The organism is Bacillus sp. 103mf, from assembly GCF_900116295.1.
In the GTDB taxonomy this organism is placed as follows: Bacteria; Bacillota; Bacilli; order Bacillales; family Bacillaceae_G; genus Bacillus_A; species Bacillus_A bruguierae.
Genome location: NZ_FPAF01000001.1, coordinates 464552 through 480900 on the forward strand (window position 1 = coordinate 464552; position 16349 = coordinate 480900).

General features: G+C 35.8%; 13 protein-coding genes and 2 other annotated features. Of the genes, 6 read left to right on the forward strand and 7 right to left on the reverse strand.

What is annotated here, in order from left to right; translation table 11 throughout:
- Window positions 1–246: 246 nt before the first annotated feature.
- The 5 genes from rpoZ to BM350_RS02260 all read right to left on the reverse strand — a co-directional run bounded on the left by rpoZ (window position 247) and on the right by BM350_RS02260 (window position 5115).
- On the reverse strand, window positions 247–459 hold the full coding sequence (gene rpoZ, locus BM350_RS02240) for a DNA-directed RNA polymerase subunit omega (RefSeq protein ID WP_090912684.1): 213 nt from the start codon (window positions 457–459) through the stop codon (window positions 247–249).
- A 1-nt stretch (window position 460) separates the two neighbouring features.
- Window positions 461–1078 carry a guanylate kinase gene (gene gmk, locus BM350_RS02245; protein ID WP_090912682.1) on the reverse strand — a complete coding sequence of 206 codons (618 nt, stop codon included), beginning with the start codon at window positions 1076–1078 and terminating at the stop codon, window positions 461–463.
- A 13-nt stretch (window positions 1079–1091) separates the two neighbouring features.
- The gene (locus tag BM350_RS02250; protein WP_020059206.1) at window positions 1092–1355 is read right to left on the reverse strand and encodes an extracellular matrix/biofilm regulator RemA; all 264 of its coding nucleotides are present in this window, start codon (window positions 1353–1355) and stop codon (window positions 1092–1094) included.
- 66 nt (window positions 1356–1421) lie between these two features.
- Window positions 1422–2297, reverse strand: a complete 876-nt coding sequence (locus tag BM350_RS02255) for a YicC/YloC family endoribonuclease (RefSeq protein WP_090912680.1) — start codon at window positions 2295–2297, stop codon at window positions 1422–1424.
- A gap of 97 nt (window positions 2298–2394) precedes the next feature.
- Window positions 2395–5115 (reverse strand): calcium-translocating P-type ATPase, SERCA-type, encoded by a 2721-nt coding sequence (locus BM350_RS02260; RefSeq protein ID WP_090912678.1) that lies wholly within the window; start codon window positions 5113–5115, stop codon window positions 2395–2397.
- 104 nt (window positions 5116–5219) lie between these two features.
- Between BM350_RS02260 and BM350_RS02265 the strand changes: the two genes are divergently transcribed.
- The 6 genes from BM350_RS02265 (at window position 5220) to BM350_RS02290 (ending at window position 13021) form a co-directional block, all read left to right on the forward strand.
- Entirely contained in the window at window positions 5220–6929 is a 1710-nt protein-coding gene (locus BM350_RS02265; RefSeq protein WP_090912677.1) for an Rqc2 family fibronectin-binding protein, read from the forward strand.
- 250 nt (window positions 6930–7179) lie between these two features.
- Window positions 7180–8247: a M24 family metallopeptidase gene (locus BM350_RS02270; protein WP_090912676.1), complete on the forward strand. Its 1068-nt coding sequence runs from the start codon at window positions 7180–7182 to the stop codon at window positions 8245–8247.
- A gap of 145 nt (window positions 8248–8392) precedes the next feature.
- Complete coding sequence (locus BM350_RS02275) at window positions 8393–9718, forward strand: alpha-glucosidase/alpha-galactosidase (RefSeq protein WP_090912673.1); 1326 nt, start codon at window positions 8393–8395, stop codon at window positions 9716–9718.
- 361 nt (window positions 9719–10079) lie between these two features.
- A complete protein-coding gene (locus tag BM350_RS02280; RefSeq protein WP_090912671.1) occupies window positions 10080–11252 on the forward strand; it encodes a DUF58 domain-containing protein in 1173 nt (390 codons plus the stop codon).
- 67 nt (window positions 11253–11319) lie between these two features.
- Window positions 11320–12390, forward strand: coding sequence for a DUF4018 domain-containing protein (locus BM350_RS02285; protein WP_244547948.1), 1071 nt, complete (start codon window positions 11320–11322; stop codon window positions 12388–12390).
- 100 nt (window positions 12391–12490) lie between these two features.
- Window positions 12491–13021, forward strand: a complete 531-nt coding sequence (locus BM350_RS02290; RefSeq protein ID WP_090912667.1) for a DinB family protein — start codon at window positions 12491–12493, stop codon at window positions 13019–13021.
- A gap of 378 nt (window positions 13022–13399) precedes the next feature.
- Here BM350_RS02290 and BM350_RS02295 read toward each other — a convergent pair whose 3' ends face one another.
- Both BM350_RS02295 and BM350_RS02300 read right to left on the reverse strand, forming a co-directional pair.
- Entirely contained in the window at window positions 13400–14746 is a 1347-nt protein-coding gene (locus tag BM350_RS02295; protein ID WP_090912664.1) for an amino acid permease, read from the reverse strand.
- Between the two features lie 457 nt (window positions 14747–15203).
- Window positions 15204–15428, reverse strand: a binding site (T-box leader).
- A gap of 48 nt (window positions 15429–15476) precedes the next feature.
- Window positions 15477–15701: a binding site (T-box leader), on the reverse strand.
- Between the two features lie 51 nt (window positions 15702–15752).
- Window positions 15753–16133, reverse strand: coding sequence for a YoqO family protein (locus BM350_RS02300; RefSeq protein WP_090914451.1), 381 nt, complete (start codon window positions 16131–16133; stop codon window positions 15753–15755).
- Window positions 16134–16349: the final 216 nt, after the last annotated feature.

Sequence of the window (16349 nt, forward strand, 5' to 3'; positions counted from 1 at the left end):
ATGCAGACTACAACATGACCGCCACTTGCTTTCTCCCTTTGTTTTAAAACCTCGCATGTGGTAGGAAAAGGCCCTGACCGCTTCTATGCATGGCCAGATGCTCTCGCCCATCTAATAAGAAAGCTTTTATGTTGGTTTTTTCACTTATCTATATCGTAAAAAAATAACAACCTACTTGTAAATAGGTTGTTACTGTTACATAGAAAAGTATAGTATCTATGCCTCTATTTGTCGAAAAAAAAAGCTTTATTTATGGTTGTTATCTTCACTTGGTTCGTAGTTTAATAATTGCGCATTAATTTCTTCTAACGCTTTTCCTACAAATTTATGCGATACTGGTTGTTCAACACTGCAATCGTTATGCTCTTGCATTTCACGAGCACGTTTTGCAGCTACTGTTACTAGCGTATATTTAGAATCAATTTTTTGTAACAATGAATCAATAGATGGGTTTAACATATTACATTTCCTCCGTCATTTCTTTATAATATTTTGCTACTCGCTCACGGCGACAATGTTCACCTACCACAATTGCATTAATACGTTCGCAAGCAAGTTCTACTTCATCGTTTTCTACTACGTAGTCATAAGCATCCATCATTTCGATTTCTTCTTTTGCTACTGTTAAACGATTTTGAATTACTTCTTCTGTTTCTGTACCACGGCCCACAATGCGGTTTTTTAGTTCCGATAAACTCGGAGGAGCTAAAAAGATAAATACCCCTTCTGGAAAAGCTTTCTTTACTTGAATTGCACCTTGCACTTCAATTTCTAAGAAAACGTCTTTCCCTTGCTGCAATGTTTGCTCTACATAATCAATTGGTGTTCCGTAATAGTTTCCAACAAACTCCGCCCATTCAAGCAGTTTATTGTTACGAATCATCTCTTCAAACACTTCTCTCGTTTTAAAGAAATAATCAACACCATCTACTTCTCCTTCACGCGGTTTACGCGTTGTTACAGAAATAGAATATTGTAAATTTGTATCTTCTTTACTGAACAATTCCTTTCGAACTGTTCCTTTTCCAACACCAGAAGGCCCTGAAAGAACAATGAGCAACCCTCTTCTACTTCTCATATATATGTTAAACCTACCCTTCGTCACTTAAATCTTCTTTATTGTTTAACCGATGTGCAATTGTTTCCGGTTGTATTGGGCTTAATACAATATGCCCATCATCCATAACAATCACTGCTCGTGTTTTTCGACCATAGGTAGCATCAAGCAGCACATTTTGTTCACGAGCTTCCTGCACTAACCTTTTAATCGGTGCTGATTCCGGACTTACAATGGAAATAATTCGATGTGCTGATACGATATTTCCATATCCAATATTTAAAAACCGCATGGCCATAATTTGCGCCTCCTAGTAAGTCTATCCGATTTCTCCCTCTCGTATAACTTCATATACAATTGACAGCTACTCAATATTTTGTACTTGTTCACGAATTTTTTCAAGATTATTTTTCATTTCAACAACATATTTTGAAATTGTTAAGTCATTTGCTTTTGAACCAATTGTATTAATTTCACGATGCATTTCTTGTACGATGAAATCCAACTTTCTTCCAACTGGCTCTTGACTTTGCAGCGCCTCTTGAAATTGTTCTAAATGACTTTGCAAACGAACTAATTCTTCATGAATATCACAGCGGTCTGCAAATACCGCTATCTCTGTAAGTAATCGTTGTTCTTCTAATTCTTGATTATGTAATTCTTTCAAACGGTTTTCTAAGCGCTCACGATATTTTTGAATAACTGACGGCGCATATGGGACAATGGCACGCACACACGCGTAAATTCCTTGTAAACGATGCTCCAAATCTTTATGCAGTCGTTCCCCTTCACCATCACGCATCGTTTTTAACATACTAGCTGCACAGCAAACCGCTTCATACAAACTATGTTCAAACGCTTCATTTACATTTTCAACTTCTTCAATTGCTGTCACTTCCGGCATAGCAATAAGCTGCTGTAATGTAATCGAATCCTGTAATTGAAATTTCCCCTTCGCTTCTTCCATAATGAGCTTATATTGCTCTAAAAGGGACCAATCCACGCGTAATTTCCGTTCAATGAGTCCTTGTCCTTCAACAATAATCGATACTTCAATACGTCCGCGGCCTACTTGTTCTGCAATTAATTTGCGGATTTTATCCTCGAACACCATCATTTGCTTCGGAAGACGAATATTCATCTCTAAAAAACGATGGTTGACCGACTTCATTTCTACTGTAATTTGAAACGCATCACTTTCTACTTTTGCGCGTCCAAAACCTGTCATACTCGAAATCATTTTATCACATCCAAGCCATGATCTTCCTCAATGAAAAAGGTAATAGAGATTCTACTCTACTACCTTTTAAAATTATAGCACACTTTTATCTCATTTACTATTTCAAGTTTACACCTCTTTTATATACAATTGGTTTCTTTTTTTCAGACTTCCCAGTTAGTAAAGATCCTACTAATAAAAATGTCGGAATAGAAGAGAGCCCAACAACCAAGAGCCAATCTCTCGCTTGAATTGGCATCGTACTAAAAATCGGTTGCAACGGCGGATAATATATCACTACTAGCATGAGTAAAATCGAAATAATTACTGCTCCTACTAAATACATATTTCCAAATGGGTTACGGTGAAAGACAGAATGTTCACTACGGCAATCAAACACATGAATAAGCTGAGCTAAAACAAGTGTTGCAAACGCAACTGTTTGCGCATACTTTAATTCATTCGGATGTTGATTGTATGCAATAATGAATGCTAAGAGTGTCATCGCACCAATTAAAAAACCACGGCTCACAATTTTCCATGCAAGCCCTCTCGCAAAGACCCCTTCTTTTGGATGGCGCGGTTTTCTTCGCATCACATCACCTTCTGCTGCATCAAGTCCGAGCGCCATGGCCGGCAAACCATCTGTTACTAAATTCACCCATAATATTTGAATGGGTACGAGCGGCAGAGGCAATGCTAATATCATTGCAAATAGCATAACTAAAATTTCCCCTACATTAGACGCTAATAAATAACGAATAAATTTACGAATGTTTTCGTAAATATTTCTTCCTTCTTTAATTGCTGCTTTTATAGTTGCAAAATTGTCATCTAATAACACAAGAGATGATGCTTCTTTCGCAACGTCTGTTCCAGTAATCCCCATCGCCACACCAATATCAGCTGCTTTTATAGCAGGCGCATCGTTCACGCCATCACCGGTCATTGCCACAATATGATCTTTATTTTGCAACGCCTTCACAATTTTCAATTTATGTTCCGGAGAAACACGTGCAAAGACATATGTTTCATCAACAATATCTTCCAATTCTTCAATCGACATGTTTGCAAGTTCGATTCCTTCTACAACGCGACCACCATGTGACAAAATCCCAAGCTGCTCAGCGATTGCCATCGCTGTTACTTTATGGTCTCCTGTAATCATAATTGTTTTAATACCCGCATCTTTACATTCTTGTACCGCTTGCTTCACTTCCGGTCTTGGCGGATCAATCATTCCTTGCAATCCAATAAACATTAAATCTTGTTCCGCTTCTTGTTCATTTTGCAGGTGATCCGTTGTTTTTAATGGTTTAAAAGCAATTGCAATTGTACGAAGTGCTTGACTTCCTAAATGATGAATCGCCGTTTGTACTTCATTTCGATACAATTCTGTTAATGGCTGCTGTTTATTTCCCCATAAAATGGTCTGACTCATTTGTAATAAAACATCAGGTGCTCCCTTTGTTACCACAAATTTTTTCCCTGCCTTGTCACGAACGATTACACTCATCATTTTCCTCGTTGAATCAAACGGAAATTCGTGAATGACCTCAAATTGATCCTTTACCCCTTCTCTTGAAATACCAGCCTTCATTGCTGCTGCAACGAGTGCACCTTCTGTCGGATCACCGTCTAATACATATGTTTTTTTCTTTTTGACAATATTTGCGTTATTACATAAGCATCCAAATGTGAGAAGCTGATATAAAGAGCGAGCCGCTGTCGGATTTATTTTCTTATCACCCTTCATAAATTCACCTTTTGGTTCATAGCCTTGCCCTGTTACATTCCACGTTTCACCACTCGACCATACGTGTGTGACCATCATTTTATTTTGTGTCATTGTCCCTGTTTTGTCTGAACAAATGACAGATGCACACCCTAATGTTTCAACCGCAGGCAGCTTTCTTACAATTGCTTTTTTCTTAATCATCCGTTGAACTCCAAGTGAGAGTGCTACTGTTACAATGGCTGGCAGCCCTTCTGGAATCGCTGCAACAGCAAGCGAAACACCCGCTAAAAACATATGATACATTTCATTTCCTTGATAAACACCAACTAATACAACAAGTGCCGTTAAAATTAATGCAACAATAATCAAAATTTTCCCAAGCTGCTCAAGTCTTCTCTGCAATGGTGTTTCATTTTGCTGTGCGTTTTGCAGCATATTTGCAATTTGTCCCATTGCTGTATTCATCCCTGTTCCAATAACAACTCCAATACCAGATCCTCTCGTAATCATCGTTCCCATAAATGCCATATTTGTTTGATCACCAATTGAAATATCAGCACCATGCAGAACATCCATTTTCTTTTGGACCGGCACTGATTCTCCGGTTAATGCTGACTCTTCAATATATAGACTTGAGGCTTCAATGAGACGTACATCCGCACCGATACGATCTCCACTTGAAAATTTAATAATATCTCCAAGTACAAGACCTTTCGAAGGAATTTTCATCCACTTCCCATTTCGAAGTACAGTTACTTGCGGGGCGGCAAGCTCTTTTAATGCTTCCAGTGATTTTTCTGCTTTTCTCTCTTGAAAAAAACCAAGAATGCCATTAATAATAACAATTGCTACAATCGCAATTGCATCAACATATTCTCCTAAAAAAGCAGAAATAATCGTTGCTCCAAACAAAACAAGTACCATAAAATCTTTAAATTGCGCCAAGAACACAAGAAGTGCAGAAGGCCGTTTTGCTTCTTGCAATTCGTTTGGGCCTAGTTTTTTCAGCCGAATTCCCACCTCTTGCTCCGTCAATCCTGTTTTTACATTTGTATTCGTTCGCTCTTCAACTTCATGTGCACGCAGTTCATACCAATTCATCTCGCCATCTACCTCCTGATTGCAGACATGCTCTAATGAAAGCTTATTCAGCCTCGTCCGAAAAAATGCTATAATTAACTTTTAGTGAGAAAGGAGTGTTTAACATGGCATTCGATGGATTATTTACAAGAGCAATCACACATGAAATTGCAAATTCTCTTCAAACAGGAAGAATTTCCAAAATATATCAACCGTCAAAATATGAAATTTTATTACATATTCGGGCAAACGGAAAAAATCAAAAATTACTTCTTTCCGCACACCCAACATATGCACGGATGCATCTAACAACACAAAATTATGACTCCCCTGCATTACCGCCAATGTTTTGCATGCTTCTTCGCAAACATCTAGAAGGTGGATTCATTGAAAAAATTGAACAAATTGATTTAGAACGGATGATTCGAATTACAATTCGCAGCCGCAATGAAATTGGTGATGAATCATTAAAAACATTAATCATTGAAATCATGGGGCGTCATAGTAATATCATTTTAGTAGACTCCAAAACAAATATAATTTTGGATAGTTTAAAACACGTTTCTTTATCGGTAAACCGTCACCGCACTGTATATGCCGGGTCTGAATATATTGCACCGCCAACGCAACAGAAAATCAATCCCTTGCAAATTGAAACGCAAGAAGAATTTATTCGACCGCTCGACTTTTTATCAGGAAATATGGATAAACAACTTGTAGGAGCTTTTATAGGAATCTCTCCATTATTTGCAAAAGAAGTAGTTGCAAAAGCTGGCATGGTGAATGAGCATGCATTATCTGAAGCATTTTTCACACTACAAAAACCGCTCTTACAACATCAGTATACGCCTTCGATGATTGTAGCAAATGGGAAAGAATTCTTTTATTTATTCCCACTTTCACACTTAAAAGGTGAAGAGAAAGCATTCTCATCTGTCAGTGAATTACTAGATCGATTCTTCTTTGGAAAAGCAGAGCGTGACCGCGTAAAGCAACAGGCCCATGATTTAGAGCGGTTTATGCAAAATGAAAAAGCAAAAAATGAAAAGAAATTAATTAAACTGCAAAAAACGTTAGAAGACGCGGGAAAAGCAGATAAATATCAACTATTTGGTGAATTGCTTACAGCTAATATGTACGCAATGAAAAAAGGCGACAAAGAAATTGAAGTTATCAATTACTATGATGAAAATAGCGGCACTGTAAAAATTACTTTAGATCCGCTGCGCACACCATCAGAAAATGCACAGCGTTATTTCCAAAAATATCAAAAAGCAAAAAATTCTATCGCAATCGTTGAAGAACAAATTGAAAAAACAAACGAAGAAATCTTTTACTTTGACAGCTTACTACAACAAATGGAAGCTGCTTCTTCTAAAGATATCGAGGAAATTCGCGAAGAACTAGCTGAAGAAGGATATATGCGGAATCGCAAGGCGAAAAATGTAAAGAAAAAACCTACAAAACCTATATTAGACAAATATATTGCAAGTGATGGAACAGAGATTTTAGTCGGGAAAAATAACAAACAAAACGATTATTTAACGAATAAACTTGCACGCCGTGATGAAATTTGGCTTCATACGAAAGACATTCCAGGATCACACGTAGTCATCCGCTCATTAGAGCCAAATGACGAAACATTACTTGAAGCTGCAAAGCTCGCTGCTTACTTTAGTAAGGCAAAAGAATCGAGCTCAGTTCCAGTCGATTATACGAAAATTCGTCATGTAAAAAAGCCGAGCGGAGCAAAGCTTGGGTTTGTGACGTACGATAATCAACAAACAGTATATGTAACGCCAGATGCAGACACGGTGATGAAATTAAAGGCTTAAAGATAAAAAGAGATGATTACAATAGGGTAATCATCTCTTTTTCGTTCATTTTTTACACAATCATTTTTTTGTCAAATAATATAGACACAAAATCACCTTGTGTGTCTATATTATTTGACAGAGATTTAACGAAACTCTTTTCTCAGCAGAACTTTACTCCCTATTCATGCTACATAAACAACTTTTCCCCTTATACAAAATGTTGGCATTATTATTGCTTTATGTAAGGGGATGAAAGGGAGGAATTAAAATGAATTCAAGAATTAAAAAAATACAAGAACAGCTACATCAATATGGAATAGACGGATTACTTATTACAAAAAAAGAAAACCGCAGATATACAACTGGATTTACAGGTACTGCTGGAGTTGTCTTAATCTCCCCTACAAATGCAGTATTTATTACAGATTTCCGTTATACAGATCAAGCGAAAGCACAAGTACATGAAGCAGAAATTATTATGCACAAAGGGAACATAGAACAAGAAATTGCCGCTCAAGCAGACAGATTACAAATTAAAAAACTAGGTATAGAAGAAAATAACATGACGCTAAAACAATACACAGCGTTGCAAAATTATATAAATGTCAAACTTGTTCATGTAAATGAAATAATCGAGACAATTCGTACCGTAAAGGAAGAGTCCGAAATCGAAATGATTAAAATTGCGGCTCGCATCGCAGATGATGCCTTTGGGCATATTACAACTTTCCTAAAACCTGGCGTATCCGAACACGATGTAAGAGATGAATTAGAATTTTTCATGCGCAAACAAGGAGCTTCTTCTTCATCGTTTGACATTATCGTAGCGTCCGGTACTCGCTCTTCTCTCCCGCACGGGGTAGCTACAAGTAAAATCATTGAAGACGGGGACATTGTTACATTAGATTTTGGTGCACTTTATAACGGATATTGCTCTGATTTAACGCGCACTGTTGCAATTGGCAGTTGTTCTGAAGAATTCGTAAAGATATACAACGTTGTACTCGAAGCTTTAAAACGCGGCACTGCAGCAATCCGTCCGGGTGAATCAGCAAAAACAATCGATGACATTACAAGAAGTTACATTACTGAACATGGCTACGGTGAATACTTCGGTCATTCAACAGGTCATGGACTTGGATTGGAAATTCACGAACCTCTTCGATTATCAAAAGACAGTAAAGACACGCTGCAAGAAGGAATGGTTGTAACCGTAGAACCAGGCATTTATATCCCAAACTTTGGCGGTTGCAGAATTGAAGATGATATTGTCGTGACGAAAAATGGGCATGAAGTGATTACACATGCGAATAGAGAACTTATCGTTCTGGGATAAAGTGGAGATCTTAAATTCAACTTCTCTGGTTTACATAGATTTTTCAAACAAAGCCATTTTTGAGAAGGAAAGAAACATATATCTGTCTTATCTAAGAATGTATCGCGTTCACTTTTAAACACTTCTCATTTAGGAGGTTTTATAAATGTCAAAAATTACATTTCTAGGTGCTGGAAGTACGATTTTTGCCAAAAATGTTCTTGGTGACTGCATGTTAGTGCCTAGTATCCAAGGGTTCGAGTTTGCTCTGTTTGATATTGACCATCAACGCTTAAAGGATTCTGAGAACATACTGCAAAATCTAAAGGAAAGCTCCGGTAGCAACGTGCACATCAAGACTTATACGGACCGAAAAGAAGCGTTAAGAGGAGCAAAATACGTCATTAATGCCATACAGGTCGGCGGCTATGAGCCTTGTACGGTGACCGACTTCGAAATTCCGAAAAAGTACGGGCTTCGCCAGACAATTGGAGATACAATCGGCATTGGCGGCATTTTCCGCGCATTACGAACAATTCCGGTAATGCTTGATTTTTCCAAAGATATCCGTGAAGTTTGTCCGGATGCTTTGTTTTTAAACTATACAAACCCGATGGCGACGTTAACGGCGGCTATGATTCGTTACGGCGGCGTAAAAACGGTCGGATTGTGCCACAGCGTCCAAGTTTGTGTTCCGTACTTATTTCGTTTGCTTGGAATGGATAAAGAAAATGTCCAGTGGAAAATTGCCGGAATCAATCATATGGCCTGGCTTTTAGAAGTGACAAGAGATGGGAAAGACTTGTACCCGGAAATCAAGAGACGTGCGGCTGAAAAGCAAAAAGAAAAACATGATGATATGGTTCGTTTGGAACTGATGAACCGTTTCGGCTATTACGTAACGGAATCGTCCGAGCATAATGCCGAATATCATCCATACTTCATCAAAAAGAATTATCCAGAACTCATCGATAAGTTGAACATTCCGCTTGATGAATACCCGCGCCGCTGTATCAATCAAATTGAGGACTGGGTGAAAATGCGTGAAGACCTTGTTAACAACAAAAATCTGACGCATAAACGTACACATGAATACGCTTCTTATATCATTGATGCAATTGAAACTGATAAACCATTTAGACTCCACGGAAATGTAATGAATACAGGAGGCTTAATTAGTAACCTTCCGGAAAAAGCCGTGGTTGAAGTTCCGTGCCTGGTTGATCGGAGCGGAATTACACCTTGTTATGTAGGAGAACTTCCTGAACAGCTGGCGGCGCTGAACCGTACTAACATCAATACCCAGCTTCTTACCATTGAAGCAGCTATAACAGGTAAGAGAGAACACGTTTACCAAGCTGCAATGCTTGATCCACATACTGCGGCAGAACTGTCTATCGATGATATCGTTTCATTATGCGATGATCTTATTGAAGCACATGGTGACTGGTTACCTCAATTTAAAGGGGACGCTGTTTTGGAGACAATCTAAATAACGTGAATAAATGCGACAGAATAGAATGGATTCTAGACTGGTTTATTCTGTTTGGGTGAAAAAAATGTTCACTAGAACTCAAAAGCGTATATGTTTCAAAAAAATAACAGGCTTCTTTCAATTACGAAGAAGTCTGTTATTTTTTACCATATTTCTAGTGAATAATCGCTTTCCGCGTGTACATCATTGCGGCTTTCCTTTTTCAATTTTTTTATAGATTATCAACCTTTAATATCGATTACCAAACGTATCTCCGTCACCTCCAAGAATTCTAAATAAACAGAAAATATGTTATATTTATAACCAAAATAGTAAATCACCTCACAAGTTTAAAATAAAATTCAAGAAGAGGTTATATATGAACAATCAACATATCGAAGTAGTTCCTATTTTCCTGCAACATTATATTCTCAAATTAACCATTCCTATTTTCCTTTTATTTTTCTTTGTATTCCAAAATAATACGATTATATACTTTTTTCTTTTCTATTATTTACTAGCAGTTTCTCTACATTTGTATGTCTCCTATATAGAAAAGAATATAAACGTTACAGATTCTAAAAAAACTGTCCGCCTCTTCCCTAAAGAAATCGGAACACTAAGCATCATGATGCAAAACAATGCTAGACTTCCCGTTATGAATGGAAAAATTACATTTCGTACAGCTAAGCTTCCTCTTGTAAATGAAAACATACTATTCAATCCTAGTTCGTCTCTTTATAACTACTCAAAAGTAGAAACTGTATCCAATACAATATTTACTTTCTCTTTTGTACAAAATGCTACTTCCATACAACAATGGGATTTTTCATTTCAAACTACAAAAAGAGGTTGTTTTCAAATTGAGAATTTAGAATGTATCATTGCTGATCCTTTTCAGCTTATTCACATTCATTTACTCTCAATCCATAAGTTGCGAACAGAAATTCTCGTCTATCCATCACTAAAATCAGTTGTAGGATTACAACAAGTATTCCAAACTACACCTGGTACTTACAAAACAACTCTATCTTTTAATCAAGATGAATCTACTATTATTGGTATAAAACCATATGAACGAGAATCCTTTCGCTCTATTCATTGGAAAGCATCAGCAAAAATGCAACAACTACACGCAAAACAATATCAACCTGTTCTCAATCATTCTTGGAGTATTTGTCTTTGCTTATCTTATGATGCAATACCTGATTGGAATGTAAATATGGAAGACCTAATTTCTTATACAGCATTTATTTGCCAAACTGCAGTAGAAAAAAAGATTCCCTTTGAATTATTTATTAGCATTCTTTCAGAGAACAATCCCATTCACCTGCCTACAAATGAAGGCATTCAGCAATATACACAAGCTTTAGAAAAATTAGCTCGTATTACACAAGGAAATGTATTACTACCAAAAAAGCGGGTTATTCACTATTTTATGAACAAACGAAATTACTCTTCTTCTCTTATTTTTATTGGAGTAAATAAAAAAGATATTCCATCTGCTCAGCAACCTACATATTTCGTATCAGATAAAGGAGTTGTAGAATAAGATGAAATTATGTATTCCTTATATGATTGACACCTTGCTCCTTCTCTTACTTGCATCCTCACTTGGGATGATAAAACTACACTTTCTCTTTTTGTTTTTAATCGTCTATTATTTTGCTCATTACATTGTAAGGAAATATATACATAACTATTGGGGCTACCTTTTCCTTTGTTCATTTCTTATCATCAGCAATTATTTTCTATTTTTTACTACAATTTTTCACACACTAATTTTTTCATGTACTTTCTTTATTCTCTTATTCAAAAAGAATATATCTTTAATAGAAAAATTTAGTTTTTCTGTGTTAATCATTATTGTATCGATATTCTTAAGTATGGATCTTCCTTCATCATTTGATATTTTTCTACTTTTACTTCAAGGATTTATTACACTTTTACTAACCAGTCACAACAAAAAACAAAAAGTTTCTCGGACTATCATGATAATTGGTTTAAGTATTGCTAGCTTTGTTCTCTTACATATAGGAATCTATTTTCGAATGGGCTTACTTAATGTCATAACTATGATTCTTCCTGGTATTGGCTATGCAGTAACTCCTTTATTTGAACTGATTCCTACAAGAACGAGTAACAAAATTGTACAAGTATGGCAAGATACATATGGGAATAAGTCTCAATTGAAAGAAGGTATTGTTTCTTCTTCTAATTCTAATCATTCATCACAACTTCCCGATACACTCATTGGAATAACGATTTTGCTTCTAATGAGTTATGCCGTGTATCGCATTTTAAAAAGAAAAAACAGCTTAAAAATAAATGAATCGAACATACTACCTGCTGTTTTTATGCTAAGTAGAGACACAAATGCAACCAAAAACAAAAAAGTCAAGGCACCTGAAAATTCGTTTCGATTTATCATTTTTCGATTAGAACAACAATTGCAACATCCGTTCTCCCGAAACCGCGGAGAAACGTTGGAAGATTGGTTATTTCGTTTAAAAAGACTGGGAATTTCAATGAATGAGATGCTTATTATTCAATCTTCTAACGAAGCTCGTTATTCGCAAAATAAACTAGATTCTCATCTACTGACCTCACTAAAAAAAGAAGTTGAACATGTTATTTATCAACAAAAAAAGTGGAGGAATAATTTAAATCCCAAAGAACATAGAAATTAAAGATCGATCACTACATTTTTATTCCTCTACATAAAAAAGGAATCTCTTCCTATTTGGAGAAATGAAATAAAGGTCTACATTTCATAACAGGGGGATTTCTATGGAGAATTTATTTTTAATTGATAAAATCGACGGATTAAGCGACGATTTTTCTAAACTTGTTTCGATGATGAACTACGCACGCTTCTCGACACTACGTGCTGTTCAAGATTTAACAATTGAAGAATTAGACTATTTATATGATGAAAACGCAAATTCAATTGGTATGCTTTTATATCACATGGCGGCTATCGAATTTTATTATCAAATTCATACATTTGAAGACAGAGAACCGACAGAGGATGAACTAGAACGGTGGTTACCAGGTGTTGAACTAGGTAATCTTGGACGCGAGAAAATTAAAAACCAGCCATTAGACTTCTACATCAATACATTACAAGAAGTGCGTGAGAAAACAATCGCTACATTTCAATCACTTCCAAACGAATGGTTATTTAAAACAACTACATTTTGGTATGATAAACCAGCAAACAATTATTTCAAATGGTTTCATGTGTTTGAAGATGAGTTAAGTCATCGCGGACAAATACGAATTATTAAAAAAATACAACAAGCTCATTCCGTAAAATAATATACAAAAAGATGTATTACTGTATACGTGAAGTAGTACATCTTTTTGTTATGACTTTGATTTATCCCGCTACTTTTGGGCAGTAAGACCCCCACTGATGGAAGTTTCATTTTATTTTATTTAAGTAAAAGACACTTTTATTTTGGTGAATGAAATTATATACTTTTTTGCCCCAGACTCATACTCTTTATCTTCAAACATGACCTAGAATCGCTTTCTCTCTTTGTTTTAACCTTGCATGTGGCAGAAAAAGGACCTGACCGCTCCTAATACACGGCCAGATGCTCTCGTCCCTCCTAAAAAAGAGGGTTTTTATGTTGTTTTTTCAACTTGTATTTATATAAATTAATCTCCCTTCATGGATTTAACTTATATGCTTTAATTGTGTGTCTTCTTTCTATTCCGTCCTTTAAGTAAAGCAACACCAATTAAAATTGCTAAAGTTGTAAAACAAACCACTGTTCCAACTGAAATTCCATTACTAAACGTTGAACCTATGAAAATAATACACAATCCCACGATTCCAATAATAGTCGTAGATGGAAAAAAACTCATTTTAAAATTTGGCATTGTTGAATAAGTAGGACGTAATTTAAGTTGCGCAAAGCAAATACTTAGCCAAAGCAATAACATTGTAAATCCTGGAATTGTCATCATTGTTCCAATAATACTATCTGGAGCAAAGAATGCTAGGCCTGCCCCTATCAATAATAATAAGCCATTCAAAGAAATTGCAATGATTGGTGCACCTGATTTCGCAGTCTTTTTCAATATTTTTGGCGCTTCTCCTTTTTCAGCTAACGCAACCATTGTTCTGGAAGTAGCAAAAACTCCTGAATTCGCAGCTGAAAGAACTGCAGTTAATAAAACAAAATTCATGATGTGTGCAACACCTGGAATACCAATTGCATTCATTACTTGTATAAATGGACTTTCATTTCCTGCAACTTTATTCCAAGGTATTAATCCCGCAATAATTGTAATGGGTAAGATATAAAATATGATAACGCGCCAAACAACACCCTTTATCACTTTAGGTAAAACCTTTTCAACGTCTTTTGTCTCAGAAATTGCTACCCCTATTAACTCAGATCCTCCAAACGAAAACATTACAATAAAACAAGCACTAAAAACTCCTTTAATACCATTTGGAAAGAATCCTCCATGTCCAAGTAAATGTTCCGTTGGTGTCGATGGAGCAAAACTCGTTAGTCCGAATAAGACTGCTCCACCTAAAAGGATGAATAATACAAGTGCCAGAATTTTTATACTAGCAAACCAAAATTCCATTTCGCCATAAAATTTCACCTGAAAACTGTTAATTCCCACAACTAAAAGCGCACAAATAGCACTCAGTAACCAAAGAGGTACATTCGAAAACCAAAATTGTAAAAAAGAGCCTGCAGCTAATATTTCTACAATTGTAACAAGCGTCCAGTTAATCCAGTATAGCCATCCAACGACAAATGATACATGAAATCCAAAAGCCTTATGAACTAAATGTTGAACATTATGATTTGGATAAACAACAGCCATTTCAGCTAAAGCCACCATAACAATCATCATTAATAATCCACCAAGTAAGTACGAAATAATTACGCCAGGCCCGGCAATCCCTAAAGTATCTCCACTCCCTTTGAAAATGCCCGTACCAATCATTCCCGCTAACGCTAAAAATTGAACATGTCTAGGTAATAACTCTTTCTTTAAACCATCCTTCTTCATTCTGTTCTCCTCTTTCTGTTCCTAATTTTTCAAATTGTTTTGCAAGTAATTTTACATAGTAATAGCCATCTTCCATAGCTATTCACCTCCTTTACATCACTATTTTTATTTGATAGATGAATTGATTGTAATTACTCAGCCATACATTTCATTTAGAAGTTTGGTAAGGGGTATGATTCCAGTGAAAATACGCCCCTTATTACCTATAGAAAGTTATTTTCATTTTTCAGCATATAGATTGCTGCTATGAAGATAAAAATGGACCTACCCCTTGCTGCCTTTCTTTGTTTTAAAACTTTGCGCGTGACAGGAAAAGGCCCTGACCGCTCCTATACATAGCCAGTCCCTCTCGACCATTTAAAAAAATGTTTTTCTGTCGGTTTTTCATAGAGTGACTGAGTAATTACAATTGATTTATATATATTATCTAAATAAAAAATCCCTACTGAAATTAATCAGTAGGGACGATTTTATTCGCGGTACCACCCTAATTATTGACAAACTTTATATGTCAATCTCTTCATTCTCTATAACGGCTCTTCACCGTCTTCCCCTTACAATTCGTTCGAAGAAGATGCTCCTGGACTGTAATTCATGCTGTTCTTTGTACTGACTTACACCAACCGTCAGCTCTCTTTAACAGGGAGAACATACACTACTTTATTCCATTCATCGCTTATCTATTATTTAGTTGTGACAAAAAAACAAAAAACCCCTACTGAAACTAATCAGTAGGGACGATTTTATTCGCGGTACCACCCTAATTATTGACAAACTTTATATGTCAATCTCTTCATTCTCTATAACGGCTCTTCACCGTCTTCCCCTTACAATTCGTTCGAAGAAGATGCTCCTGGACTGTAATTCATGCTGTTCTATGTACTGACTTACACCAACCGCCAGCTCTCTTTAACAGGGAGAACATACACTACTTTATTCCATTCATCGCTTATCTTATTTACTTAATGATTATCCTATAATAAATAAGGTGAAAAAGCAATATTTTTTATACATTAAATGTATCGTCATGTAATGATAACTTTCTATTCACTGTGGAAACAATCATTCCAGAAACGATTAAAATTACAAATATATAAATGAATTTCGCTAAAAATAACCACTCTTGAAAAAGTGACATAGCAGCCAATTTTTTCTGACCTTCTATTAAGAGAAATGCTACAGTAGGTACTAGAATAATAAATTCAATCGTAAAAATTAGTTTCTTTTTCTTATTTAAATTTCGAATATCGTCCCACCTGTATAGTAAAGCAAAAATAATTCCAGCAACAATAACAATGTTTATCCAATTACTCTCAATTAGATGATTTAAAATAATTGATAAAATAATACAACCAATTAAGCCGTAAAAACCTATTTTTTTCGCCATCAAGTCCTCCCTCATATTCCATATTTAGGATTACTTTCATTATAACATTTACTCATTATTTTTTTCTGTATGTCATTCTTATTTCATTACGATAAGTGAAATTATTTCCACATGTAACTTCTGCTATAAGCAATCCACGAAATGACATCCCATTTGAAAATATGTGAATTTTTACACAACTCTAACATTCCTCATCTCGTTCATGGTAATATAAAC

Excerpts from the sequence above, each read along its gene's own strand:
- rpoZ (WP_090912684.1), bottom strand. The coding sequence starts at position 459 with ATGTTAAACCCATCTATTGATTCATTGTTACAAAAAATTGATTCTAAA.
- gmk (WP_090912682.1), bottom strand. The coding sequence starts at position 1,078 with ATGAGAAGTAGAAGAGGGTTGCTCATTGTTCTTTCAGGGCCTTCTGGT.
- BM350_RS02250 (WP_020059206.1), bottom strand. The coding sequence starts at position 1,355 with ATGGCCATGCGGTTTTTAAATATTGGATATGGAAATATCGTATCAGCA.
- BM350_RS02255 (WP_090912680.1), bottom strand. The coding sequence starts at position 2,297 with ATGATTTCGAGTATGACAGGTTTTGGACGCGCAAAAGTAGAAAGTGAT.
- BM350_RS02260 (WP_090912678.1), bottom strand. The coding sequence starts at position 5,115 with ATGAATTGGTATGAACTGCGTGCACATGAAGTTGAAGAGCGAACGAAT.
- BM350_RS02265 (WP_090912677.1), top strand. The coding sequence starts at position 5,220 with ATGGCATTCGATGGATTATTTACAAGAGCAATCACACATGAAATTGCA.
- BM350_RS02270 (WP_090912676.1), top strand. The coding sequence starts at position 7,180 with ATGAATTCAAGAATTAAAAAAATACAAGAACAGCTACATCAATATGGA.
- BM350_RS02275 (WP_090912673.1), top strand. The coding sequence starts at position 8,393 with ATGTCAAAAATTACATTTCTAGGTGCTGGAAGTACGATTTTTGCCAAA.
- BM350_RS02280 (WP_090912671.1), top strand. The coding sequence starts at position 10,080 with ATGAACAATCAACATATCGAAGTAGTTCCTATTTTCCTGCAACATTAT.
- BM350_RS02285 (WP_244547948.1), top strand. The coding sequence starts at position 11,320 with ATGATAAAACTACACTTTCTCTTTTTGTTTTTAATCGTCTATTATTTT.
- BM350_RS02290 (WP_090912667.1), top strand. The coding sequence starts at position 12,491 with ATGGAGAATTTATTTTTAATTGATAAAATCGACGGATTAAGCGACGAT.
- BM350_RS02295 (WP_090912664.1), bottom strand. The coding sequence starts at position 14,746 with ATGAAGAAGGATGGTTTAAAGAAAGAGTTATTACCTAGACATGTTCAA.
- BM350_RS02300 (WP_090914451.1), bottom strand. The coding sequence starts at position 16,133 with ATGGCGAAAAAAATAGGTTTTTACGGCTTAATTGGTTGTATTATTTTA.